The 21,940-nt window shown below is 72.9% G+C and carries 24 protein-coding genes and 1 pseudogene; 10 read left to right on the forward strand and 15 right to left on the reverse strand.

What is annotated here, in order from left to right:
• Positions 1 to 109: 109 nt before the first annotated feature.
• Together ACIBJC_RS06210 and ACIBJC_RS06215 are read left to right on the forward strand one after the other, a co-directional pair.
• Entirely contained in the window at positions 110 to 1,675 is a 1,566-nt protein-coding gene (locus ACIBJC_RS06210; RefSeq protein ID WP_399288642.1) for an MFS transporter, read from the forward strand.
• A complete protein-coding gene (locus tag ACIBJC_RS06215; RefSeq protein ID WP_399288644.1) occupies positions 1,672 to 2,697 on the forward strand; it encodes a glutathione S-transferase family protein in 1,026 nt (341 codons plus the stop codon). The genes ACIBJC_RS06210 and ACIBJC_RS06215 overlap by 4 nt, the downstream gene beginning before the upstream one ends.
• A 39-nt stretch (positions 2,698 to 2,736) precedes the next feature.
• Here ACIBJC_RS06215 and ACIBJC_RS06220 read toward each other — a convergent pair whose 3' ends face one another.
• The 7 genes from ACIBJC_RS06220 to ACIBJC_RS06250 form a co-directional block, all read right to left on the reverse strand.
• Entirely contained in the window at positions 2,737 to 3,921 is a 1,185-nt protein-coding gene (locus ACIBJC_RS06220) for an MFS transporter (RefSeq protein WP_399288647.1), read from the reverse strand.
• A 30-nt stretch (positions 3,922 to 3,951) separates the two neighbouring features.
• On the reverse strand, positions 3,952 to 4,881 hold the full coding sequence (locus ACIBJC_RS06225; protein ID WP_399288650.1) for an ion transporter: 930 nt from the start codon (positions 4,879 to 4,881) through the stop codon (positions 3,952 to 3,954).
• Between the two features lie 198 nt (positions 4,882 to 5,079).
• Positions 5,080 to 6,111 carry a hemolysin family protein gene (locus ACIBJC_RS06230; protein WP_399288653.1) on the reverse strand — a complete coding sequence of 344 codons (1,032 nt, stop codon included), beginning with the start codon at positions 6,109 to 6,111 and terminating at the stop codon, positions 5,080 to 5,082.
• Positions 6,108 to 7,442 carry a hemolysin family protein gene (locus ACIBJC_RS06235; RefSeq protein ID WP_399288656.1) on the reverse strand — a complete coding sequence of 445 codons (1,335 nt, stop codon included), beginning with the start codon at positions 7,440 to 7,442 and terminating at the stop codon, positions 6,108 to 6,110. The genes ACIBJC_RS06230 and ACIBJC_RS06235 overlap by 4 nt, the downstream gene beginning before the upstream one ends.
• Before the next feature lie 246 nt (positions 7,443 to 7,688).
• Complete coding sequence (locus tag ACIBJC_RS06240; RefSeq protein WP_399289790.1) at positions 7,689 to 9,014, reverse strand: LCP family protein; 1,326 nt, start codon at positions 9,012 to 9,014, stop codon at positions 7,689 to 7,691.
• A 222-nt stretch (positions 9,015 to 9,236) separates the two neighbouring features.
• Complete coding sequence (locus ACIBJC_RS06245) at positions 9,237 to 10,199, reverse strand: M56 family metallopeptidase (protein ID WP_399288659.1); 963 nt, start codon at positions 10,197 to 10,199, stop codon at positions 9,237 to 9,239.
• A 3-nt stretch (positions 10,200 to 10,202) separates the two neighbouring features.
• Positions 10,203 to 10,700 (reverse strand): BlaI/MecI/CopY family transcriptional regulator, encoded by a 498-nt coding sequence (locus ACIBJC_RS06250; protein WP_399289793.1) that lies wholly within the window; start codon positions 10,698 to 10,700, stop codon positions 10,203 to 10,205.
• Between the two features lie 220 nt (positions 10,701 to 10,920).
• Between ACIBJC_RS06250 and ACIBJC_RS06255 the strand changes: the two genes are divergently transcribed.
• From ACIBJC_RS06255 to ACIBJC_RS06265, 3 genes are all read left to right on the forward strand, one after another.
• On the forward strand, positions 10,921 to 11,496 hold the full coding sequence (locus tag ACIBJC_RS06255; RefSeq protein ID WP_399288662.1) for a TerD family protein: 576 nt from the start codon (positions 10,921 to 10,923) through the stop codon (positions 11,494 to 11,496).
• A gap of 104 nt (positions 11,497 to 11,600) precedes the next feature.
• Positions 11,601 to 12,179 carry a TerD family protein gene (locus tag ACIBJC_RS06260; protein ID WP_399288665.1) on the forward strand — a complete coding sequence of 193 codons (579 nt, stop codon included), beginning with the start codon at positions 11,601 to 11,603 and terminating at the stop codon, positions 12,177 to 12,179.
• An 88-nt stretch (positions 12,180 to 12,267) separates the two neighbouring features.
• Positions 12,268 to 12,723: a TerB family tellurite resistance protein gene (locus ACIBJC_RS06265; RefSeq protein ID WP_329825802.1), complete on the forward strand. Its 456-nt coding sequence runs from the start codon at positions 12,268 to 12,270 to the stop codon at positions 12,721 to 12,723.
• Between the two features lie 20 nt (positions 12,724 to 12,743).
• Here the strand turns inward: ACIBJC_RS06265 and ACIBJC_RS06270 are convergent, their stop codons facing one another.
• The 3 genes from ACIBJC_RS06270 to ACIBJC_RS06280 form a co-directional block, all read right to left on the reverse strand.
• The gene (locus ACIBJC_RS06270) at positions 12,744 to 13,730 is read right to left on the reverse strand and encodes a DMT family transporter (protein ID WP_399288668.1); all 987 of its coding nucleotides are present in this window, start codon (positions 13,728 to 13,730) and stop codon (positions 12,744 to 12,746) included.
• 125 nt (positions 13,731 to 13,855) lie between these two features.
• The gene (locus ACIBJC_RS06275) at positions 13,856 to 14,680 is read right to left on the reverse strand and encodes a YhjD/YihY/BrkB family envelope integrity protein (RefSeq protein ID WP_399289795.1); all 825 of its coding nucleotides are present in this window, start codon (positions 14,678 to 14,680) and stop codon (positions 13,856 to 13,858) included.
• 130 nt (positions 14,681 to 14,810) lie between these two features.
• On the reverse strand, positions 14,811 to 15,167 hold the full coding sequence (locus tag ACIBJC_RS06280) for a PRC-barrel domain-containing protein (protein WP_399288671.1): 357 nt from the start codon (positions 15,165 to 15,167) through the stop codon (positions 14,811 to 14,813).
• Between the two features lie 170 nt (positions 15,168 to 15,337).
• Here ACIBJC_RS06280 and ACIBJC_RS06285 point away from each other — a divergent pair, with 170 nt between their 5' ends.
• Entirely contained in the window at positions 15,338 to 15,826 is a 489-nt protein-coding gene (locus ACIBJC_RS06285; protein WP_399288674.1) for a GNAT family N-acetyltransferase, read from the forward strand.
• A 45-nt stretch (positions 15,827 to 15,871) separates the two neighbouring features.
• Here ACIBJC_RS06285 and ACIBJC_RS06290 read toward each other — a convergent pair whose 3' ends face one another.
• From ACIBJC_RS06290 to ACIBJC_RS06305, 4 genes are all read right to left on the reverse strand, one after another.
• Complete coding sequence (locus ACIBJC_RS06290) at positions 15,872 to 16,243, reverse strand: VOC family protein (RefSeq protein ID WP_399288677.1); 372 nt, start codon at positions 16,241 to 16,243, stop codon at positions 15,872 to 15,874.
• Between the two features lie 90 nt (positions 16,244 to 16,333).
• Positions 16,334 to 17,035, reverse strand: a complete 702-nt coding sequence (locus ACIBJC_RS06295) for a phosphatase PAP2 family protein (protein WP_399288680.1) — start codon at positions 17,033 to 17,035, stop codon at positions 16,334 to 16,336.
• Entirely contained in the window at positions 17,032 to 17,652 is a 621-nt protein-coding gene (locus ACIBJC_RS06300) for a phosphatase PAP2 family protein (RefSeq protein ID WP_399288684.1), read from the reverse strand. Before ACIBJC_RS06300 ends, ACIBJC_RS06295 begins: the two co-directional genes overlap by 4 nt.
• A complete protein-coding gene (locus tag ACIBJC_RS06305; RefSeq protein WP_399288687.1) occupies positions 17,652 to 18,344 on the reverse strand; it encodes a DedA family protein in 693 nt (230 codons plus the stop codon). Before ACIBJC_RS06305 ends, ACIBJC_RS06300 begins: the two co-directional genes overlap by 1 nt.
• 115 nt (positions 18,345 to 18,459) lie before the next feature.
• Between ACIBJC_RS06305 and ACIBJC_RS06310 the strand changes: the two genes are divergently transcribed.
• A complete protein-coding gene (locus ACIBJC_RS06310; RefSeq protein WP_329825809.1) occupies positions 18,460 to 18,831 on the forward strand; it encodes a BlaI/MecI/CopY family transcriptional regulator in 372 nt (123 codons plus the stop codon).
• Positions 18,828 to 19,775 (forward strand): M56 family metallopeptidase, encoded by a 948-nt coding sequence (locus tag ACIBJC_RS06315; RefSeq protein ID WP_399288690.1) that lies wholly within the window; start codon positions 18,828 to 18,830, stop codon positions 19,773 to 19,775. The genes ACIBJC_RS06310 and ACIBJC_RS06315 overlap by 4 nt, the downstream gene beginning before the upstream one ends.
• Positions 19,776 to 19,961: 186 nt before the next feature.
• Here the strand turns inward: ACIBJC_RS06315 and ACIBJC_RS06320 are convergent.
• A pseudogene (locus ACIBJC_RS06320) lies at positions 19,962 to 20,354 on the reverse strand (hypothetical protein); the annotation flags it as partial.
• A 307-nt stretch (positions 20,355 to 20,661) separates the two neighbouring features.
• Here ACIBJC_RS06320 and ACIBJC_RS06325 point away from each other — a divergent pair.
• Entirely contained in the window at positions 20,662 to 20,979 is a 318-nt protein-coding gene (locus tag ACIBJC_RS06325; protein ID WP_329825811.1) for a metalloregulator ArsR/SmtB family transcription factor, read from the forward strand.
• Positions 20,976 to 21,848: an SRPBCC family protein gene (locus ACIBJC_RS06330; protein WP_399288693.1), complete on the forward strand. Its 873-nt coding sequence runs from the start codon at positions 20,976 to 20,978 to the stop codon at positions 21,846 to 21,848. Before ACIBJC_RS06325 ends, ACIBJC_RS06330 begins: the two co-directional genes overlap by 4 nt.
• The last annotated feature ends 92 nt before the right edge of the window (positions 21,849 to 21,940 follow it).

A 21,940-nucleotide genomic window follows, 5' to 3' on the forward strand; every position in this document is an offset into this window, starting at 1 on the left:
CCTCACGGTCCCGCGGCTGGGGTAGCCCGGTGACCGGGCGGTGATCGAGGGGCACGGCCCGCGCGTTCCTCCCGCGCGGACCGTGCCCCTTCGCCGTAGGGTGCGGTCCATGGCCGGACAGAACGGGCAGGACGAAGGCGCTTTTGCCGACCCGACGGGCCCCGCCGACCCCGCCGCTGCCGCCGCGCCGGACCCGCGGCGGTGGAAGGCGCTGGCGGTGTGTCTGGTGGCGGGGTTCATGACGCTGCTGGACGTCTCCATCGTCAATGTCGCCCTGCCCTCCATCCGCGAGGGACTCAGCACCCCGGTCTCCGACCTCCAGTGGGTGGTCTCCGGGTACGCCCTCGCCTTCGGGCTCTTCCTGATCCCCGCGGGCCGGCTCGGGGACGCCCGGGGACGGCGCCCGGTGTTCATGTGGGGGCTCACCCTCTTCGTCCTCGCCTCCGCCGCCTGCGGAGCCGCGCAGTCCAGCCTCTGGCTGGTGCTCGCCCGGCTGGTGCAGGGGCTCGCGGGCGGCCTGGTCTCCCCGCAGATCTCCGCCCTGATCCAGCAGCTCTTCTCCGGCAGTGAACGGGGCCGCGCCTTCGGCATGTTCGGCACGGTGGTGGGCATCTCGACCGCGGTCGGCCCCCTGCTGGGCGGTCTGATCATCCAGGTCGCCGGAGCGGACGAGGGCTGGCGGTGGGTCTTCTACGTCAACCTGCCGCTCGGCGCCGTCTGTCTGGTACTGGCCCACCGGCTGCTGCCGGACACCCCGGCGGCCGGCCGGGTCACCCCGCGCGACCTCGACCCCGTCGGCGTCCTGCTGCTCGGCGGCGGCGTACTGGCGCTGCTGCTGCCCCTCGTCCAGTCGGAGCAGTGGCACGGCGACGCGAAGTGGCTGCTGCTGGTGGCCGCCGCGGCGCTGCTGGCCGGTTTCGTACGGTGGGAGTCCCGGTGCCGTACGGCCGCCACCCAGCCGGTCCTGGACCTCTCCCTCTTCCGGATCCGCTCCTTCCGGCTGGGCTGTCTGCTGATCCTGCTGTACTTCGCCGGGTTCACCACCGTCTTCTTCATCAGCACGCTCTACCTCCAGAGCGGACTGCACTACACCGCCCTCCAGGCGGGGCTGGCCATCACCCCCTTCGCCCTGGGCTCGGGAGCGGCGGCCGCCCTCGGCGGGCGGTTGGTCGGGCGCTTCGGCCGGCCGCTCGTCGCCGTCGGGCTGATCATGGTGGCGGCCGGTCTGGGGCTCACCGCCCTCGCCGTACACCTGGTGCCGGGGCGCGGCGTGGGGTGGGCGACGGCGGCGCCGCTGCTGCTGGCCGGGGTGGGCAGCGGACTGGTCATCTCGCCCAACCAGACCCTCACCCTCGCCCAGGTGCCCGTGGTCATGGCGGGCAGCGCGGGGGGCACCCTCCAGACAGGGCAGCGGGTGGGTTCCGCGATCGGGATCGCCGCCGTGGGCTCCGTCTTCTTCGCCCAGGTGACGGCCGACGGCTGGGCCGCGGCGTTCGACCACGGCCTCGTCGTCGCGGTCGGGTTCGTGGTCGCGGCGCTGCTGGTCGCGCTCGCCGACATCGCCGTCGCCCGCCGCGAGGAGAGCCGGCTCCGTACGGGGAACCGGCCCGGTGCGGGGAACCGGATCCGTACGGGGAGAAGACGACGACCAGGACCAGGAAGGAACCAGCGATGAACCCACCCACCGAGACCGAGGGCAACGCCGCGTACGGGAAGAAGCCCTTCAAGCGTTCCCGGAGCCACTTCGCGGACCGGATCACCGCCGACGGCGCCGACGGCTGGCCCGTCGAGGCGGGCCGCTACCGGCTCGTGGTCAGCCGCGCCTGCCCCTGGGCGAGCCGCGCCCTCGTCTCGCGCCGGCTCCTCGGTCTGGAGGACGCCCTCTCGCTCGCCGTGGCCGACCCCATCCAGGACGACCGGAGCTGGCGCTTCACCCTCGACCCGGACGGCCGGGACCCCGTCCTGGGCATCCGCCACCTCGCCGAGGCGTACGACGCGCGCGAGCACGACTACCCGGGCGGCGTCAGCGTCCCCGCGATCGTCGACGTGCCCAGTGGCCGGCTCGTCACCAACGACTTCCAGCGGATCACCCTGGACCTCGCCACCGAATGGACGGCGCTGCACCGTGACGGCGCGCCCGACCTCTACCCCGAGCCGCTGCGCGACGAGATCGACGAGGTCATGGAAGGCGTCTACCGCGACGTCAACAACGGCGTGTACCGCGCCGGGTTCGCGTCCGGGCAGAGCGAGTACGAGGAGGCCTACCGCGCCGTGTTCCACCGGCTCGGGCTGCTCTCCGAGCGGCTCGCCGACCGCCGCTACCTGGTGGGGGACACCCTCACCGAGGCGGACATCCGGCTCTTCACCACACTCGTACGCTTCGACGCCGTCTACCACGGACACTTCAAGTGCAACCGCTCGAAGCTGGCCGAGGACCCGGTGCTCTGGGCCTATGTCAGGGACCTCTACCAGACCCCCGGCTTCGGCGACACCGTCGACTTCGACCACATCAAGCGTCACTACTACCAGGTGCACACCGGTATCAACCCGACCCGGATCGTGCCGCTCGGCCCCGACCTCTCCGGCTGGCTGACGCCGCACCACCGCGCGGAGCTGGGCGGCCGGCCGTTCGGCGACGGCACCCCGCCGGGGCCGGTGGCGCCGGGGGAGGAGGTCCCGCCGGCGGGGCGCCCCTGAGCGACGTACCTCCGAGGGCGTGCCCGAGGCGGTACCGCGTCAGGCCCCACCGGGCGGATGGCGCAGTACGTACAGTCCGACGCACGCCGCGAGCACCACCACACAGGCCGAGAACGTCAGCCCCGCGACCGTGAGCCCCAGCCACAGGGCCAGCGCGCCCACCCCGACGACCGGCAGCGAGATCCCCGTGTAGGCGACGACGAAGAAGGCGGAGAGCGTGGCGCCCCGGTGTTCCGGCGGCGCCGCGCCGCTGATCGCGGTCATGGCGGCACGGAAGGCCAGTCCCTGGCCGAGCCCGCCGCAGAGCGCGCCCGCCACCAGCAGCGGCAGCGACCGCGCCGCCAGCGAGGCGGCCACCAGCAGCAGCCCGGCCACCAGGACCAGACAGCCGCCGGGCAGCGCCACGCGTACCCCCAGACGCCCCATCAGCACCTGTCCGGCCGTCGAGGCGAGAAAGACGGAGAAGACGACCGCGCCCGTCACCGCCAGGTTGTCCACCGCCAGGGTCTCGGCCAGAAAGCTCGGCGCGACCGCGGTGAACAGCCCCAGCAGCGCGAACCCGGCGAACGCGGCCAGCGCCGAGGGGACGAACACCCCCCGGATCCCGGGCGGCAGCGAGAGCCCCCGGGGGCGCAGCCGCGGCCTCTGCCGGGTGGCGACGGTCTCCGGCAGGAACCAGGTCAGTACGGAGGCGACCACCACCAGCGCGAGATGCGTCAGGAACGGCAGGCGCAGCGGCCACGGCGCGTACTGCGCGAGCACCCCGGACAGCAGCGGGCCGCAGCCGAGCCCGCCCATGTTCGCCGCCGTGGCGGCCAGCCCGGCGCGCGCCTCCCGTCCCGGCGGGGCCAGTTCCAGCACACACGCGGTGGCGGTACCGCTCAGCAGGCCGGCGGCGAAGCCGGAGAGCAGCCGCCCCGCGAACAGCGCCGGCAGGCCGCCCTCGAAGAGGAAGCACAGGGCGCTGGCCGCCGAGAGCCCCAGCGCGCAGAGCAGCACGGGCCGCCGTCCCACCTGGTCGGAGAGGTCGCCCGCCAGCAGCAGTACGGCGATCACCCCGAGGGCGTAGACGGCGAACACCACCGTCACCATCAGCTCGGAGAAGCCGAGCTGCTCCCGGTAGAGCCCGTACAGCGGCGTGGGCAGGGTCGTGCCCGCCATCCCGACGGCGAACACCCCCGCCGCCACCGGATATCCCAGGTGCCGGTGCGTGCGAACCGCCATACGACCCTCCGCCCGAACGGACGCTTTCCCCTATGAAGGGCCACGGGGGATGGACGCGCCAGGCGGGGACGGCCGTCGGAGGGGGTGGTCCTGCCCGGCGGTGGTCGTGAGCCCGGCCTCGACCTCGTCCAGCGCGTGGCGTGCGGCGGCGATCCGTGCGAGCAGCACGGCCCGCGCCTCCTCGGGACCGCCCTGCGGCGCCGCCGTCTCGTGTGCCCGCTCTTCCTCCTCCTCCAGTTCGCGCGCCTCCTCCAGCGAGTTGATGACCACGCCGATCAACAGGTTGACCAGCAGGAACGACCCGAGCAGCACGAACGACGCGAAGTAGACGATGGTCCAGCGGGAGACCTCAAGACCCCCTCGCACCGCGTCGCCGAGCCCGTCGAGCGTGATCAGCAGGAAGAGCGTGAGGGCGGCGCGGCCGAGCGAGCCGTAGTGCTCGGGGTCGGCGCGCGCGAAGAAGACCCAGCCGAGCATGGCGTACACGTACAGCAGCAGCGCGCCCACCAGCACGAAGCTCGCGGTGCCCGGCAGGCTCTTGCCCACGGCGACGATCACGATACGGAGCTGCGGCAGGAAGCGGGCCGCGCGCAGCACCCGGGCGAGCCGCAGCAGCCGCAGCAGGGTCGTGTTCTCGCGGGCGAAGGGGGTGAGGGCCAGCGTGACGACCGCCAGGTCGAAGATGTTCCACGGATCGCGGAAGAACTCCTTGGGGCGGTCCGCGCAGGCGGCGGCGCGCAGCAGGATCTCCGCGGTGAACGCGGCGAGGAACAGGTGCTCGGCGAGCTTCAGTTCGTCGCGCCACTGGTGCACGGCGCCGGTGTACGTCTCGATGCCGAGCAGGCACGCGTTACCGACGATCAGGCAGAACACGGCGCTGCTGAAGGCGGTGGATTCCACGATGCGCCGGCTGTGCGCGGCGAGAGCCACCGGCTCTAATCGACTCGTCCCGTCGGACATCGGAGGACACTCGTTTTCTCTTGCGCGTACCGATACGAACGTAAAAAGGGGAACAGGGTGCGGGGCCGTCGGCAGCGGCCGGTGCCCGGGGCGGGGCACCGGCCGCTTTCGCACCGTCCGGCCGCAGGGAAACGGCCGGCGCGGGCGGTTCTCATGGCGCGTCACGCGCCGTTCTCATGGCGCTCCACGCGCCAGGTTCTATCCGGCGGTCGGCGGGCCCGTGGCGGGGCCGACCAGCTCCTCCAGGACGTCCTCCATGGTGACGAAGCCGATGACGGTCCCCTTGTCCCCGGCGACGGCGGCGAGGTGCGTACCGGCGGCGCGCATGGCCGTCATCGTGTCGTCGAGCGGGGTGTCGATCTCGACCCGGATCACCGTGTGCAGCGCGCTCCGCGGGAACGGCTCGGTGCGCTCGACGACGCCGAGGGCGTCCTTGATGTGCAGATAGCCCAGGATCGTGTCGTCGGGCCCGGTCACCGGCAGCCGGGAGAAGCCGGACGACGCGGCGGCGCGCTCCAGCTCCCGCGGGGTGATCCGGTGGTCGACGGTGACGGTCCGGTTCAGCGGGACCATCACCTCGCCCACCGGCCGGGTGCCCAGCTCCAGCGCGTCGCGCAGCCGCTCCCCGTCCGCCGGGTCGAGCAGTCCCGCCTCACTGGAGTCCTTGACCAGCCGGGCGAGTTCGTCGTCGGTGAAGACGGAGGCGACCTCGTCCTTCGGCTCGACCTTCAGCAGCCGCAGGATGGAGTTGGCGAACGCGTTGATCCCGAAGATCACCGGGCGCAGCGCGCGGGTCAGCCAGACCAGCGCGGGTCCGAGCGCCAGCGCGGTGGGCGCCGGGGCGGCCAGCGCGATGTTCTTCGGCACCATCTCGCCGACCAGCATGTGCAGATACGTCGCCAGGGTCAGCGCGATCACGAACGCGATCGGGTGGATCAGCGCCTCGGGCACCCCGATCGCCTCGAACGGCGGCTCCAGCAGGTGCGCGATGGCCGGTTCCGCGACCGCGCCCAGCACCAGCGAGGAGATGGTGATCCCGAGCTGCGCGGTGGCCATGGCCGCCGAGAGGTGCTCCAGACCCCACAGGGTGTTCTTGGCGCGCCGGCTGCCCTTGGCGGCCAGCGGCTCGATCTGGCTGCGCCGTACGGAGATGAGCGCGAACTCGGCCCCGACGAAGAACGCGTTGGTGAACAGGGTGAGCACGCCGATGGCGAGCTGCAGGCCGGTCATCGGGCATCCTCCGTGAAGTGTGCTGCCGGGGCGGGCGCGGTGACGCCCACCCGGTCCGCGCGATGGTGCTCGATCCGCAGGACGGCGAACCGCCAGCCGTCGATCTCCAGGGTGTCCTCGCGTACGGGCAGCCGCTCCAGCCGCGTCGCGAGCAGCCCGGCGAGGGTCTCGTAAGGGCCCTCCGGCGCGGTGAAGCCGATCGCTTCGAGCTGGTCGAGCCGGACGGAGCCGTCGGCCTCCCACGTGTCGCGGCCTTCGGCGTCCGGCCGTCCGGGGGCCAGGTCCGGCGTCTCGTGCGGGTCGTGTTCGTCGCGTACCTCTCCGACGACCTCCTCCACGATGTCCTCCACCGTGGCAACGCCGGCGGTGCCGCCGTACTCGTCGATGACGACGGCCATCGTCCGCGACGCGCGCAGGCGCCGCAGCAGCCGGTCCACCGGGAGGGAGTCGGGCACCAGCATCGGGCTGGTCGCCAGTTCGGTGACGGGGGTGTGGTCGCGCCGCTCCTCGTCCAGGGCGAGCACGTCACGGATGTGGATCGTGCCGATGACCTCGTCGAGGCTGTCCCGGTAGACGGGGAAGCGCGACAGGCCGGTGGCCAGGGTGAGATGGGCGGCGTCCGTGGCGGTGGCGTGCGCCTCCAGGGCCCGGACGTCGACCCGCGGGGTCATCACGTTCTCCGCGGTCAGCTCGGCGAGGTGCAGGGTCCGGACGAACAGCTCCGCGGAGTCCGCCTCTATGGCGCCCTCCCGTGCGGAGTGCCGGGCCAGGGCGACCAGCTCCTCGGGGGTACGGGCGGACGCCAGCTCCTCCGCGGGCTCCAGGCCGAAGCGCCGTACCAGCCGGTTCGCGGTGTTGTTGAGGTGCCGGATCAGCGGGGCGAAGGCGGCGGTGAAGCCGCGCTGCGGCCCCGCCACGACCTTGGCGACCGCGAGCGGGCTGGAGATCGCCCAGTTCTTCGGGACCAGCTCACCGACGACCATCAGGACGACGGTGGAGAGCGAGACGCCGAGGAGGGTGGCGACCGTGGGGACCGCGCCGCCCGGCAGGCCGGTGGCCTCCAGCGGGCCGCGCAGCAGCACGGCCAGCGACGGCTCGGCGAGCATGCCGATGACCAGGGAGGTCACCGTGATGCCGAGCTGGGCCCCGGAGAGCTGGAAGGTGAGCCGCTTGGCCGCCTCCAGGGCGCCGGCGGCTCCGCGCTCACCGGCGGCGGCGGCGCGCTCCAGCTCGCCCCGCTCGATCGTGGTCAGGGAGAACTCGGCCGCCACGAACACCGCACAGGCGAGGGTGAGCGCGAGGGCGAGGAGCAGCAGGAGCACTTCGGTCACCGTGCCACCTCCGTCCCATGGCTCGGCGGGACGGTAATGGCACGGTTCGTACTGGGAGGCTCACCCATTGCGGGACCGTAGCTCCTTCTTGGATCAGTTGGTTCGACTCGTACGTCAGGACGGTGAGGCGACGGGGAGGTGGCCCCGTCGCTCAATGGTAAAGGAATCGCAAAACAACGCAACGTGGTGTCCGGCACAGGCCGGCGTGCGGGGCGTGGCCGGAGTGTGTCCGAGCGGTCCGGCAGGTCATCGCAGGGCCTGGAAATCCTCGCCCACGGTCAGGGTCACCACGCCCGGTGTGGCCGCCGCGTCCTGCCGTGCGGCGCTGCCCGGCAGCCGGGAGGCGAGCACCTCGGCCGCCGCCCGGAGATCCTGCGGATACCCGACCGTGGTCCGCTTCGCCGACTCGGGCGCGTTCCCGACCGACGAGACGGTGAAACCGGCCGTACGCAGGGTCTCGGCGACGTCCGCGGCGCGTCCCTGGGTGCCGGTGCCGTTGAGCACCTGCACCCGCACCGTGGCCGCGTGCACCGGGTTCTCGGTGGCGGCCTCCAGCTTCTCCTTGTCGGTCTCCCTGTCCCGCGCCATTGCGGTGAACAGGTTTCCGGCCTGCGGATACTGCCAGACGACATTGGCCTTGTCGGTCGGTACGTCGGCCTCGCGGGGGTAGTTCGGCACGGTCAGGAACGTCAGCCGGTCGCTCGGGACGGCCTTGATCTCGTTGGCGAGGGAGGTGAGCGGCTCGATGCCCGCCAGTTCCTCGTCCGTGGTGAGCGACTTGGTCGCCGAGTCGAGGAACCCGTACAGCGCGTTCGGGCTGGTCAGTTTCGCCTGCGCCTTGGTCGCCACGGCCTCCATGAACTCCTGTTGGCGCCCGATGCGCCCGAGGTCGGAGCCGTCCCCGACGCTGTAGCGGGTACGGACATAGCCCAGCGCCTGCTCGTCCCTGACCGTCTGGCAGCCGGCCTCCAGGTCGAGATCGGCCTTCTTGTCGTGGATCGCCGTCTCGGGGCAGACCTCGATGCCGTCCAGCGCGTTGACCATGCCCTTGAAGCCCTGGAAGTCCACCGACATGAAGTGGTCGATGCGCAGCCCGGTGTTCTGCTCCACCGTCCTGATGGTGCAGGCGGCGGCGTCCGCGACCTCCCCGGACGACCCGCCGATCGCGAACGATTCGTTGATCTTGAAGTGGTGCGGCTTCGACGTGCTCCCGTCGCCCTGCTCGCAGGACGGGATGTTCACCCAGGAGTCGCGGGGGAGCGAGACCACCGTGGCCCACTCCCGGTTGGCGGCCAGATGCATCACCATCAGCGTGTCCGACTGCATGGTGGACAGGCCCTTGCCGTACTTGCCGTTGTCGCCGTCGCGCGAGTCGGAGCCGACGACCAGGATGTTCTTCGAGCCCGGACTGGAGTTGACCGGGCGGTCGCCGCCGATCTTCCCGTCGATGTCCGCGCCGTGGATGTTGCCGTCGAGGCTCTGGTAGATCCAGGTCCCGGCGCCCGCCACGCCGATCAGCGCCACGGCGAGCACCCCGCCGGTCCAGACGGCTATTCGCCCCCGCCGCGTCAGCCTGGCCCGGCCCGCCTCCCCGGCGGCGCGTCGGCCGCCGTCCGCCGGTGGGCGGGCGCGCCGCCCCCTGGATCGACTGCCCACGCTGGTCCTCCGTGCCCCGTTCCCGGCCCCGCCCACGCATCGGGCGGGCCGGCTCGCCGCACTGTGCGACGCGTGCACTCTACTGGTTCTACAGGGGTGTAGAGCACGCTGGGTGGATCGGGCCGGGCGCCGGGGCCGTCACAGCGGTGTCGCCGCTTCCAGGACCAGGAAGAGCGCGGACGCCGCGTTCAGCGCGGAGACGGTGGACGCGGCGGTCCCCGCGGCGGCGACGTACGCGGCCATCCCCGCCCGGGTCAGCGCGGGCGGCCAGCTCCTGCGCGGCGGTACGGGGCCGAGCAGCGCCGCCACCCGGCGCGGCACCGGGCCCGCCGAGGCGAACGCCGCGAACCCCGGGGGCGGCGCCTGGTGCGAGAAGAGCGCGGCCTTGCCGACCGCCCGCGCCGTCGTGCGCCGGTCGCCCGTCGCGTACGCGGCCTCCTCGTCCGCCCAGCGCTCCGTGCTGTACGTCACCGCCGCCGCCAGCGGCCGGAGGAACGGGTTCGCGCACCCCGCCAGCCGTACGGCCAGCAGCAGCCGGTGGTGGCGCCCGGCGAGATGGGCGTGCTCGTGGGCGAGCAGGGCGGCGCGTTCCCCCTGGTTCAGGCAGGAGAGCAGGCCCGTGGACACGACGATCCGCCCGGGGGAGCCGGGCAGGGCGTACCCGTACGGCAGCTCGTCGTCCAGGATCGCGAGCCCGGGCACCGCGCCGTACGCCGACGCGTACGCGGGCACGTCCGGGAGCCCCACCAGCGCGCGGTGGGCGCGCGAGCGGAAGCGCAGATGACGCCGCACGGTCCGCGCGCACGCCACGACGACCAGGAGCAGCGCCACGATCGCGGTCTTGCCGGCCACCTCGTCGTACGGCACGGCCTCGCGCACCTCCGGGTCCGACCAACTGTCCGGCAGCGGATTACCGGGGAGCTGCGCGGTCCCGACCACCACGAGCAGTCCGAGACAGAGCGTGCTGCACGCCGCGAGGACCACGGCGACCGAGGTCAGCAGCCACGCGGCGCTGCGCGGATGCAGATGCTGCTCGGCCAGGCGCGCGATGGGCAGCGCGGTCAGCGGCAGGACCAGGGGGAGGAAGACGAAGACACCCATCGGTCAACTCTCCGCCGCGTCCGCGTCCGCGGCCGACCGCACCGCCGCGGCGCTGTCGGCATCGTCGGCGGCATTGGCATCGGCATCGTCCGCAGAGCTGAGCAGCGAGCGGAGCACCCGCTCGTCGTGCGGCGAGAGGGCCGACACGAAGCTGGAGAGCACCGCGTCGCGGTCGTCGCGCTCGTCGAGCAGCCGGCGCATCCGCAGCGCCGTGAGCCCCGCCTCGTCCGCCACCGGCGTCCACAGGAACGAGCGACCGGAGCGGGTGCGGGTCACGGCCTGCTTGCCGAGGAGACGCGTGAGGATCGTGATCACCGTGGTGTAGGCCAGCTTCCCGTCGAGCCGCTCCTGCACCCAGGTCGCCGCCACCGGGCCGGTCGCCGAGCCCAGGACGGCCAGCACCTGCGCCTCCAACTGTCCCTGGCCGCGCCTGCGGGTACGGGAGCCCGGCTCGCCTCCGTCGCCGCCGGCACCGTGTCCGAGGTGCCCGACGTGCCCGATGTCTCTGGTGTTCCCGGCGTTTCCGACCACGGAAGTGGCCTCCTCCCACGCTGCCGCCCCAGCCGCCCTGGCGCCGGGGCATCCTAACCACCAGCTCATTTCTACAGTGTTGTAGATTTACGATGGTGTCATACGGCGCCGTGGCCGCCGGTACGTCCCGTACGTCCGGCGTGCCCGGTCCCGGACGCCTGCCGGTTCCGCACGGACGAAAGGAAGCAACATGGGTGTGAGCCTCGCCAAGGGCGGCAACGTCTCACTAAGCAAGGAGGCCCCCGGCCTGACCGCCGTTCTGGTCGCTCTCGGCTGGGACGTGCGGACCACCACCGGCGCCGACCACGATCTGGACGCCAGTGCCCTGCTGTGCGACGGCTCCGGCAAGGTCGTCTCCGACCAGCACTTCATCTTCTACAACAACCTGAAGAGCCCGGACGGTTCCGTCGAGCACACCGGCGACAACCTGACCGGCGAGGGCGACGGCGACGACGAGACCGTCAAGGTCGACCTCTCCGCCGTGCCCGCCGACATCTCGAAGATCGTCTTCCCCGTGTCGATCCACGACGCCGAGTCCCGTGGCCAGAGCTTCGGCCAGGTGCGCAACGCGTACATCCGGGTGGTCAACCAGGCGGGCGGTGCCGAACTGGCCCGCTACGACCTGAGCGAGGACGCCTCGACCGAGACCGCGATGGTCTTCGGCGAGCTGTACCGCAACGGTGCCGAGTGGAAGTTCCGCGCGATCGGCCAGGGGTACGCCTCCGGGCTCGCCGGGATCGCCTCCGACTACGGCGTCAACGTCTGACCCGCGCGTCCGACCCCGCCCCCGCACCCGGCCCCCCGCCCTCCGGCGACCGTGTCAGGAGTCCGCGCCGGGGCCGTGCCGGCACCAACCATCAGGAGTGAACGATGAGTGTCAACCTTGCCAAGGGCCAGCAGATCAGCCTGACCAAGTCCGGCGGGGGTGAACTCACCGTCGTCCGTATGGGACTCGGCTGGCAGGCCGCCAAGAAGGGGTTCTTCGCCCGGATGACCGCCCGCGAGATCGACCTCGACGCCTCGGCGCTGCTCTTCGCCGGCAAGGAGGCCGTCGATGTCGTCTTCTTCCAGCACCTGACCAGCGACGACGGCTCCGTGCGCCACACCGGTGACAACCGGGTCGGCGGCGCCGGCCAGGGCGGCGACGACGAGTCGGTCGTCGTGGACCTCCAGCGGGTCCCCGTCCACGTCGACCAGATCGTCTTCACGGTCAACTCCTTCACCGGCCAGACCTTCGAAGAGGTCGAGAACGCCTTCTGCCGGCTGGTCGACGAGACCAACGGCCAGGAACTCGCCCGCTACACGCTCACCGGAGGCGGCAGCCACACCGCCCAGATCATGGCCAAGGTGTACCGCTCCGGCAGCGGCTGGCAGATGGCCGCCATCGGCACCCCCGCCGAGGGGCGCACCTTCCAGGACCTGATGCCGGCCGTCGCGCCGCACCTCTGAGCACCTCCGACCCCGGCGGTCCGGCCGACCGGACCGCCGTCTCCACCACCTTGTCCGATCCGCCACCCGACCGACCAGGAGAAGCCACGTGGCCCTGTGGGACCGCATCAAGGATTCCGCGTCATCGATGCAGACGCAGCTCAACGCGAAGAAGAACGACCTCAAGAGCGGCGCCTTCCGTGACGCCAGCATGGCCATGTGCGCGCTGGTCGCCGCCGCCGACGGCTCCATCGACGCGACGGAGCGCCAGCGCGTCGCCGCGCTGATCATGAGCAACGACGTGCTCCAGAACTTCCCCGCGGAAGACCTCCAGGCACGGTTCAACGACTACTGCCAGAAGCTCACCACCGACTTCGACTTCGGCAAGGTCGGCATCCTCCAGACCATCGGCAAGGTCGCCAAGAAGCCCACCGAGGCCCGCGCGGTCATCCAGATCGGCATCGTCATCGGCGGCGCCGACGGCGACTTCGACAAGACGGAGCAGGCCGTGGTCCGCGAGGCGTGCTTCGCCGTGGGCATCGCGCCGAGCGAGTTCGACCTCTGACGGTCGCTCTCCAGCGCCGCTCATGAGCCGGGGCGTGCCGCGCGACGGCGGGCACGCCCCATAGAGGTCGCGCGGACAGGCGGGGCGGTGTCCCGGTCGGCGGCGCGCCGCCCCCACGCCGTTCCCGCCAGGACGAGTACGGCGCCCAGCACCCCGGCCGCTCCCAGGCGCTCGCCGCCGATCGCGATCCCTGCCGCCGCCGCCCACAGCGGTTCCGTACCCAGCAGCAGACTGACCCGGGACGGCGAGGTCCGCCGTACCGCCCACATCTGTACGAAGAACGCGACGAGCGTGCAGAGGACCGCGAGAAAGAGCACCGCCGCCCACTCCCCGCCGCCGAACCCGGCCGCCACGCTCCAGGGCGCGGCGCCCGTACCGGGCACCACGGCCAGCACAGCGAACACCGCCACCGCGCCACCGAGCTGCACGGTCGTCAGGGAGAGTGAGTCCGCGCCCCGCACCGCCCTGATCCGCGACATCGCCAGCACGTGGACGGTACGGGCGAGCGCCGCCAGCAGCATCAGCACATCCCCCGCCGAGGGCGCGGTGAACCCGCCGCTCTGCGTCAGCAGCACCACTCCGGCGACCGAGAGCCCCGCGGCGGCGACGAAGGACCCCGGCGGCCGGGTCCGGTTGAGGGCGGCCTCCGCGAGCGGCGTGAAGATCATCGTGAGGCTGATGATCAGACCGGCATTGGTCGCGGAGGTGTGCACAACCCCGTAGGTCTCCAGCAGGAAGATCCCGCTCAGAACGAGCCCCAGCACCCCGGCGCCGCGCCACTGGGCCGCGTCGAGCGCACGGAGCCCACGCCACCCCGCGACGACCAGTACGGGCAGGACCACCGCGAAACGCAGGACGAGCACGGCGACCACGGTGGTGCCCGTGGTGATGCCCTTCGCGGCGAGATAGCTGGCGCCCCAGAAGACGGCGACCAGGAGCACGGGCAGATCCGTGAGCCAGGCGCGGCGTGGCAGCGGTACGGGCACGGGGGCGGCGAGCGAGGACATGGGGGGCGGTCTCCAGCGGGGCGGCGGTGCGGAGACAGCGACGGCTCGCGCGGGGGACGATCACCGTATCCGGGGGCGACCGTTCCGGGAAGAGACTTTCCCGGTGGCCGTCCGGCCTTCGGCCGTCAGCCGTCCTCCGCGCCGGGGGCCGGGTCCGGAGCGGGGGCCGGCCCCGCCGCGAGCACGCGGTTCAGCCGCAGATGGGTGCGGTGCTCATGGAAGAGACGGCCCACCAGCGCACCGCCGTAGACGACGAACCCGACGCCGACCAGCCAGGACTGGAGCACCAGCACCGTACCGAACGGACCGTACGTGACGGCGTTCGAGGCGATCAGCGGCGAGAAGACGACCCGCGAGAACACCCGCAGCCCGAGCAGTCCCAGGGCGATCGCGACGGCCCCGGGCATCAGCGCCCGCCAGCGCACCCGCCCGGCGAGCAGGACGTGCTGGGACCACCAGAAGAAGAGAAACGTTCCGATCAGGTCGCCGATCGTGACGAGCGTCAGCTCGATGAGCGAGTCCGATGTCACCGGCGTATTGACGAACACCACCAGGAAGACGACGAGCACCGCCAGCCACACCACATGGCGCCACATCGTGTGCCAGCGGGCCGTCGGCAGCTCCCAGACCCGCTCGTACCCCGTCTGCACGGCGGCGCCGAACGTCAGCCCGAACGCGGCGAGCGCCGCGAGCCCGAACGCCGTCGTCCGCTGCAGCGCCTGCCCCGGCCGGCCGAACAGCTCCTGGATCTGCTGCTGCGACGACGCGGAGACCCCGAGCCCCTGCCCCAGCCAGCGCGCGAACCCCTGCCCGCTCGCCGGGTCCGCCGCGGCGACCAGGATCAGCAGCGGGACCAGGGTCAGAAAGCCCAGTGCGGCGAAGCTGGTGGCCCGGTGCATCAGCTCCATCTGGCGCCCGCGGTTCCAGGCGAGCACGGTGTACGACGCCATCCGCCGGGGCAGGACCGTGAGCCGGTGCCTGGCCTCCGGCGCACCGAAACGTCGACAGGTCATGTCACGTCCCTACCCCGGTTCCGGGCGCGGGGGCGCGGCGCGGCGCCGACGGCCCCCGGATGGCTCCTCAGCGGCGGCCGAGCCTGCGCTCGCCGCTCGCGCCGGTGCTGTACGGAAGTCCGTAGTGGGCGAAGATCTCCGGCTCGTTCTCCGCGAGCAGTTCGCCGTCCGTGTCGATCGAGGGGGCTTCCTTGGCCAGCTTCCTGTCCCACGGGACCTTCAGATATCCCGGTCCGACCGTGGCCCCGGCCAGCGGTACGAAGACCAGTCGCCGCTTGGTCGGCAGTCCGATGGTGACCGTGGCGAACGAGGGGGTGTCCGTCGCCGTGTCGACGTAGACCGCCTCCAGGGAGCCGATCTTCCGCTTCCCGGTGTCCACCACGTCGTGGCCCCGCCACTCCCGGATGTCTTCCGCTTCGAACATGTCCGTCCCGCCTCTTCGTCCGCCGGCCCGCTGAGTGGGTGCGGCGCACGCCGCCCGGCTCCCGCGTACCCCAGATTTCCAGGACCAGCGCCGGATCAGCGGTGCGAACCGCCGACGCCCGTGCGAAAAAGTACTGGTGGACGCCCGGGTCGTACCGGCATCCTGTCCCCATGTTGATCAGGGAAGCCACCACCGAGGACTGGCCCGCCATCTGGCCGTTCTTCCACAAGATCGTCGCGGCCGGCGAGACCTTCACCTATCCGACCGGGCTCAGCGAGACCGACGGCCGCGACTGGTGGCTGCAGGTGGCGCCGAACCGTTCCGTCGTGGCCGTGGACGACGCCGGTACGGTCCTGGGCACGGCGAAGATGAACGTCAACCACCTCGGCAACGGCTCGCACATAGCCGGCGCCAGCTACATGGTCGACCCGGCGCGGGCGGGGCGCGGCGTGGGCCGGGCGCTCTGCACATATTCCATCGACTGGGCCCGCGCGGCCGGCTTCCGCGCCCTGCAGTTCAACGCCGTCGTCGAGACCAACACGTACGCGGTGAAGCTGTACCGGTCGCTCGGCTTCGAGATCCTCGGCACGCTCCCCGAGGGGTTCCGCCACCCCACGGAGGGCTATGTCGGCCTGCACATCATGCACCTCAAGCTCTGAGCCCGCGGCGGGCTCACCGCTCCGTGGGATCACCCCTCCGTGCGATCAGCGTTCCTGGAGGACGGAGAGGATGTTCCCCGCCGGGTCCGTGAACCACGCGATGTACGGGCCGCCGCCCCGGAAGACGCCCTGGTCGTCCGTGTCCATCCCGGGGTAGCGCTCGAAGCGCACGCCCCGGCCGGTGAGTTCGGCGACCGCCGCGTCGATGTCGTCCACCGGGAAGTTGAGGATCGTGAACGTCGCCGGGGTGTGGCCCGGCTTGGGGTAGACGAGCACGGTCGCGCCGCCGGCCAGCCCCAGGTGGAGCATGCCGTACTCCTCGGTGACCGCCAGCCCCAGCGTCTCGCCGTAGAAGCGCCGCGCCGCGTCGATGTCGTCGACGGCGAACCCGCTGAACGCCTTGCTGCTGCCGAACATGGTCCTGTCCTTCCCTCGCACGCTTCGCTCCCGTCGTAGGGGTAGACACCACCGGTCCCCAGGACTCATCGGCCGGCGGCGCGCCGCTCGTCAGGGCCCGGGGCGCCGCCGCCTGACCAGGGTCGCCCCGAGGCCGAGCCAGGCACCGGCGAACAGCCAGCCCCCGAGCACATCGGTCGCCCAGTGCACCCCCAGAAAGATCCTGCTGAGCCCCACGGCCACGGCCCAGCAGCCGAGGAGCACCATGAGCGCATACGCCGTGGGCAGCCACCCGGCGGCCCGGCCGCCCGCGCGGGCGCCACGCCGGCTCGCGCGGGCCACGCCCCAGATCAGCACCCCCGCCACCAGCGCCGATGTCGTGGTGTGCCCGGAGGGGTAGGCGTAGCCGGACGCGTGCGTGGCCCAGTCCTCCACCGGGGGCCGGGGGCGGGCGATCGTCCGCATGAGGCCGTACCGTACGGCCTGCCCCGCGAGCAGGAACAGCAGCGCGCCCGCCGCCCCGTACAGCCGCCGCCGGGTGCCGCTCCCGGCGAGCACCCCGGCGACCACGGCGCCCAGATAGGGGAGGGGCCCGGTGCCGCTCGCGGTGACCGCCCTGGCCAGGGCCTTCACCAGCGGCGGGCGGTGGTGCACCGACCAGTCGAGCGCGCTCCGGTCCACCGGGAACGGTGCGCCGTGCCGGCCGGCCACGGCCACGGTCAGCAGGGCGAAGGCCGCGCCGCAGAGCACGACGACGACGATCGGCGGCGGCCGCCACCGGGTCCGCCGGTCCACCGTCGCCGGTCCGCTCACCGCTTCGCCACCGGCGGACGCAGCCGCGTGGTGTGCAGCCGCTCGGCCACCGGCGCGGCGGCGCGGCGCGCCCCTGTCATCAGGGCCCCGGCCACGGCTGCCCCCACGACCAGCCCGAGCACCACGTCATGCGGATAGTGGGCCCCGACCCAGACCCGGGAGGCCGCCATCGCCACGGCCGCGGGTACGGCGAGCGCGGCGAGCCGGCGGTCCGTGAACAGCAGCGTGGTGGCGACCGCCGCCGCCAGTACGGCGTGGTTGCTGGGCAGCGACCAGTCACCCACGGCGGGACACGCCTCGACGGTGACCGTGCGCAGGGTCTGGCAGGGGCGCTGCTCCCGCAGCAGCGCCTTGAGCGCCGTACTGACGACGAAGGCCGCGAGGACGACCAGGGGCGCGGCCAGCGCCAGGGCCGCGCGCGCCGGATCCACCGGACGGGCGCGCCACCACGCGGCCATCAGCAGGGCGCCGAGCAGGACGAGGCCGTACGTCGACCAGAGGGAGACCGCGGTGTCCAGCCAGCCGGGGGAGCGGTGGGCCAGCTCGTTGACGGAGGTGTACAGCCCGTCGTCGAACCAGCGGTCGCCGCGGGGGAGGGACGAGGAGGCGGGTGTCATCACCGCGGCCCCTCTTCCGGCGTGCCGCTCGCGGGCGTCCCTTCCCCGGCCGTCCGGCGGGAGCGCCGTACCTCCAGGGCCACCGGGATCAGGGAGACCAGCACCACGAGCGCCACGAGGGGCAGCAGATAGCGGTCGACGTTCGGCACGGACGAGCCGAGGGCGTACCCGGCGAGGACGAGCCCGACGGTCCAGAACGCGCCGCCGGCGATCTGCCAGAGGGTGAAGACCCGGGCGGACACGTTCAGCGCGCCGGCGAGCGGGTTGAGCACGGTCCGTACGACGGGGACGAAGCGGGCCAGCACGATGGCCTTCGCATGGCCGTACCGGTCGAGCAGTTCCTCGGCGCGGGCCGCCGCCTCGTGCAGCTTGCGGGCCCGGCTGCGCGCGAGCAGGGCCCGGCCACCGCGCCGGCCGATCCAGAAGCCGGTCTGCGCGCCGATCAGCGCTCCGGCGACGGAGGCGACGAGCACCTGCCCCAGCGCGAGGTGCGCGGAGCCGTTCGCGCCCGGGACGCTGAGCAGTCCTGCGGTGAACAGGAGCGAGTCGCCGGGGAGGAAGAAGCCGACCAGAAGGCCGGTCTCGGCGAAGAGGACGACGGCGATGCCGAGGGCGCCGAACGCGGAGAGCAGGGATCCCGCGTCGAGGAGGTTCACGGCCTGCGGCATCGTCGCGAGCGCGGATACGGCCATAGAGGGGCTGCTCCCATAATGGTGGGCAGGGATGTCCTGCATGACGATCTGATTGACTACAGATCTGTAGACGGTCTACTTCACTGTAGACGAAAGAAGTGGGAGGAGCGTTCCCATGGGCGAGGAGAGCCCGGAGCGGCGTCCGGCGGGCGAGCTGGAGGCCGGTGTGCTGGCGGCGCTGTGGGCCGCGGACGGGCCGCTCACGCCGGGCAGGGTCCAGAAGGAGCTCGGCGGGTCGCTCGCCCGTACCACCGTGACCACCATCCTGTCGCGGCTGTACGAGAAGGGCAGCGTCACCCGCGTCAGGGCCGGGCGCGGCTACGCGTACTCCCCGACCGAGGACGCCCCCGGACTCACCGCCCGCAGGATGCACTCCGAGCTGGCGAAGGACGAGGACCGCGGCGCGGTCCTGGCCCGGTTCGTCTCCCAGCTCAACGACGAGGACGAGCGACTGCTGCGCTCCCTCCTGGACGGCGGCGCCGCGTGATCGCCTTCACCTGGGTACCCCTGCTGATGCCCTTCCTCGCGGTGCCCGCCGCCCGCCGGGCCGCGGCGCTCCTCGCCCCCCGCCACGCCGCCTGGCTGCTCACCGTCGCCGCGCTCGTCCTGGCCGCGAGCAGTACGGCCGCCCTGGCGCTGCTCGTCGTCCCCGGCTCGACGTACCTCCCCGCCGTGGCCGTCCTCGGCGACCTGGTCCGCCCCCTGGCCGAGGGGCCGCCGGCCGTGACCGTCGCGCTCGCCTCGGCCGCCACCGGCCTGCTGCTGTGGCGTACGGCCGTCCTCGGCGCCGCGATCCGCCGGGGCCGCGCCGAGCTGCGCCGGGCCAGGGCCGCCGCGGGCGACGGGGGCGCGGAGCTGGCGGTGCTGCGGGACGAGCTGCCCGACGCGTACGCGCTGCCCGGCCGCCCCGGCCGGATCGTCGTGACCACCGGAATGCTGCGCGCCCTGGAACCGGCCGAGCGCGAGGCACTGTTCGCCCACGAACGCGCGCACCTGCGCGGCCGTCACCATGTCCTCCTCCAGGCCGTCGAGCTGGCCGCCCTCTGGCACCCGGCCCTGCGGGCCCTGCGCGAACCGCTCGGCTACGCGCTGGAGCGCACCGCGGACGAGGCCGCCGCGGCGGCCGTGGGTGACCGGCGGCTAGCGGCCCGCGCCATCGGCCGCGCCGCCCTGGCCACCCGTGGCGCGCCGGCCCCCGGAGCAACCAGACCGCGCGCCGCCCTGGCCGCCGCCGCGGGCCCGGTGCCCCGGCGGGTCGCCGCGCTGCTCGGCCCCGCCAGGACCGGCGGGGCGGGCCCGGCCCCGGCCGGCCGCCTCGTCGCCGGCGCGCTGCTGGTCTGTCTCGCGGTGTCCGGGGCCACGGCGGTAGGGGCGGCGGACGACCTGCACACGCACATCGAGATCGCCCAGGGGGAGATCCCCGGGCGCTGACCGGCCCGCGCCGATCCTCCCGCCGGCCCTCCCGCCGTCAGGGGCTCAGCCGAGCAGTCTCCCCAGTTGCAGGGTGTCGCCCGGCGACCCGCCGGGCGCCCGGTACTCGTGCAGCGCCGCCGGATACGGGGAGCGGAGCGCGGGCTCGCGGTGCGCCGGTCTCTCCGGTCCCGGGGCCCGCGCGCCGAGCGTGGGCAGCGCCCGGTCCATGCGCAGCGCGTCGACCGACTCGGCGAGCAGTTCGTACTCCGTCGTGTCGTCGCGGGTGGCCACGCGGATCAGCCGGCCCGCGGCGAGATGCTCCGCGATCATGTCCTGGTGCGCCACGTCGTCGCGCCAGGCGCGGAGCGCGGTCGGTACGTCCGGCACCCCCCGGCCCACCGGCGCGAGCGCCTCGGCCGGAAAGTGATGGCTCTCGGGGCTGGGATCGAGTCTCTCCGCGATCCATGTCGCGCGATCCCGCAACCACCACAGTGCAAGTGCCAGAGTGGGGGCGCGATAGGTGCCCAGAGGAACGCCGATACGCTGTCCGCCGCATACGCCGTACGCGGTGACATGGCACAGGAATTCGTCATGCACGGCCGCTCTCCTTGCGCCGTTCTGTGGAGCCGGGTGGCCTGGGCCGCAGTGCTGGGGCGGTGCTGAGGATGGTGCCGGGGCGGTGCTGTGGGGGGCGTGCGCGGGTGGAGCGCCCGGGCGGATCCGTGAGGCCGTTCTCCCTTGCCGCGGGGGCTGCCCCTTCTATGGCTCTCATACCCGAACTTCCAACTATGCGCGCTGTGTTGACTGGTTGTCACCATGTGGTTCCGGACAGAATCCGGGACCGTGTGCGACCCACCCGTACATAACCGTGAGGCTATATGCCTGATGAGGTATATTGGGGCTCATGCCCATACCGTTCGATGTCCTCGCCGAGCCGAACCGCCGGAAGATCCTCGACCTCCTCCTGGAGCGCCCGTACACGGTGGGCCAGCTCACGGAGCGCCTCGGGCTGAGCCAGCCGGGCACCTCGAAGCATCTGCGCGCGCTCCGCGAGGCCGGACTCGTCCGGGTCAGGCAGGAAGCCCAGCGCCGCTGGTACGAGCTGCGGCCCGAGCCTCTCGCGGAGCTCGACGCCTGGCTCGCCCACTACCGGCATCTGTGGTCCGGCGCGTTCGACGCGCTCGAACGGCATCTCGACGCGATGGAGGACGACCCCTCATGAACACGACCCCGCACGACTCCACGCTGACCACGGCAGACGGCCGCAGCGCACTGCGGATGGAGCGCAGGCTCCCGCACCCCCCGGAGAAGGTCTGGGCCGCGCTCACCGATCCCGCCGCGCTGCGCCGGTGGTTCCCCTCCGAGGTCACGGTGGACCTCACCCCGGGCGGCGCGATGGGCTTCCATTTCCCCGGCGCCGCGCCCGGCGACCCGGGGATGACCGGCACGGTCACGGACGTCGAGGAGCCCCGCCTCTTCGCCTTCACCTGGGGCACGGACCATCTGAGCTGGACCGTCACCCCGGACGGCGAAGGCTCGCTCCTCACGCTCGTCCACACCTTCGGCGACCGGCCGGGCGCGGCGAGCTTCGCCTCCGGCTGGCACCTCTGCGTCGGCGCCCTCGCCCGGTTCCTCGACGGCGCCCCGGGCGGCACCGACCGGGACAGGGGCGCCCTCCACGAGTCGTACATCGGCCGGTTCGGGCTCGACCGGGGGACGGCCGAGCCCGTCGGCCCCGACGGCTCCGAGGGGTGGCGGGTCCGCTTCGAGCGGCAGCTCGTCCGGCCGGCCGAGACGGTCTGGGAAGTGCTCTCGGCCGGGATCGAGCCGGTGGCCGGGCTGCCCGTCCCCGAGGGCTTCACCGCCGGTACGGCCCCGGCGGGCCCGGTCACGGAGGTGCGGGCGCCCCGGTCGCTGACGTACGCCGTCGAGCCGCACTCCTCGGTGACCTGGGAGCTGGGCGAGGGCACAGGACACGGCGCCCGCCTCGTCCTCACCCAGACCGGGCCCGCGGGGTGGGACACGGAGGGCGCGCTCGCCGCGTGGCGAACCCGGATCGAGCAGCTCGCGGCGGCACTCGTGGACGTCTGACGTCTCCCGCCGCTCTCCGGTCGCGTGCCGCCCGGCGCCACCCGATTGGAGAGACGGCGGGGTGCCTCGTTAGGGTGCCCTGATGTTTGCTC

This window comes from Streptomyces sp. NPDC050509, from assembly GCF_044457965.1.
In the GTDB taxonomy this organism is placed as follows: domain Bacteria; phylum Actinomycetota; class Actinomycetes; order Streptomycetales; family Streptomycetaceae; genus Streptomyces.

Coding starts and splice junctions, on each gene's coding strand:
- ACIBJC_RS06305 (WP_399288687.1), bottom strand. CDS start 18,344: ATGGCCGTATCCGCGCTCGCGACGATGCCGCAGGCCGTGAACCTCCTC.
- ACIBJC_RS06280 (WP_399288671.1), bottom strand. CDS start 15,167: ATGTTCGAAGCGGAAGACATCCGGGAGTGGCGGGGCCACGACGTGGTG.
- ACIBJC_RS06300 (WP_399288684.1), bottom strand. CDS start 17,652: ATGACACCCGCCTCCTCGTCCCTCCCCCGCGGCGACCGCTGGTTCGAC.
- ACIBJC_RS06310 (WP_329825809.1), top strand. CDS start 18,460: ATGGGCGAGGAGAGCCCGGAGCGGCGTCCGGCGGGCGAGCTGGAGGCC.
- ACIBJC_RS06260 (WP_399288665.1), top strand. CDS start 11,601: ATGAGTGTCAACCTTGCCAAGGGCCAGCAGATCAGCCTGACCAAGTCC.
- ACIBJC_RS06270 (WP_399288668.1), bottom strand. CDS start 13,730: ATGTCCTCGCTCGCCGCCCCCGTGCCCGTACCGCTGCCACGCCGCGCC.
- ACIBJC_RS06330 (WP_399288693.1), top strand. CDS start 20,976: ATGAACACGACCCCGCACGACTCCACGCTGACCACGGCAGACGGCCGC.
- ACIBJC_RS06285 (WP_399288674.1), top strand. CDS start 15,338: ATGTTGATCAGGGAAGCCACCACCGAGGACTGGCCCGCCATCTGGCCG.
- ACIBJC_RS06215 (WP_399288644.1), top strand. CDS start 1,672: ATGAACCCACCCACCGAGACCGAGGGCAACGCCGCGTACGGGAAGAAG.
- ACIBJC_RS06225 (WP_399288650.1), bottom strand. CDS start 4,881: ATGTCCGACGGGACGAGTCGATTAGAGCCGGTGGCTCTCGCCGCGCAC.
- ACIBJC_RS06210 (WP_399288642.1), top strand. CDS start 110: ATGGCCGGACAGAACGGGCAGGACGAAGGCGCTTTTGCCGACCCGACG.
- ACIBJC_RS06230 (WP_399288653.1), bottom strand. CDS start 6,111: ATGACCGGCCTGCAGCTCGCCATCGGCGTGCTCACCCTGTTCACCAAC.
- ACIBJC_RS06220 (WP_399288647.1), bottom strand. CDS start 3,921: ATGGCGGTTCGCACGCACCGGCACCTGGGATATCCGGTGGCGGCGGGG.
- ACIBJC_RS06255 (WP_399288662.1), top strand. CDS start 10,921: ATGGGTGTGAGCCTCGCCAAGGGCGGCAACGTCTCACTAAGCAAGGAG.
- ACIBJC_RS06290 (WP_399288677.1), bottom strand. CDS start 16,243: ATGTTCGGCAGCAGCAAGGCGTTCAGCGGGTTCGCCGTCGACGACATC.
- ACIBJC_RS06325 (WP_329825811.1), top strand. CDS start 20,662: ATGCCCATACCGTTCGATGTCCTCGCCGAGCCGAACCGCCGGAAGATC.
- ACIBJC_RS06275 (WP_399289795.1), bottom strand. CDS start 14,680: ATGGCGTCGTACACCGTGCTCGCCTGGAACCGCGGGCGCCAGATGGAG.
- ACIBJC_RS06245 (WP_399288659.1), bottom strand. CDS start 10,199: ATGGGTGTCTTCGTCTTCCTCCCCCTGGTCCTGCCGCTGACCGCGCTG.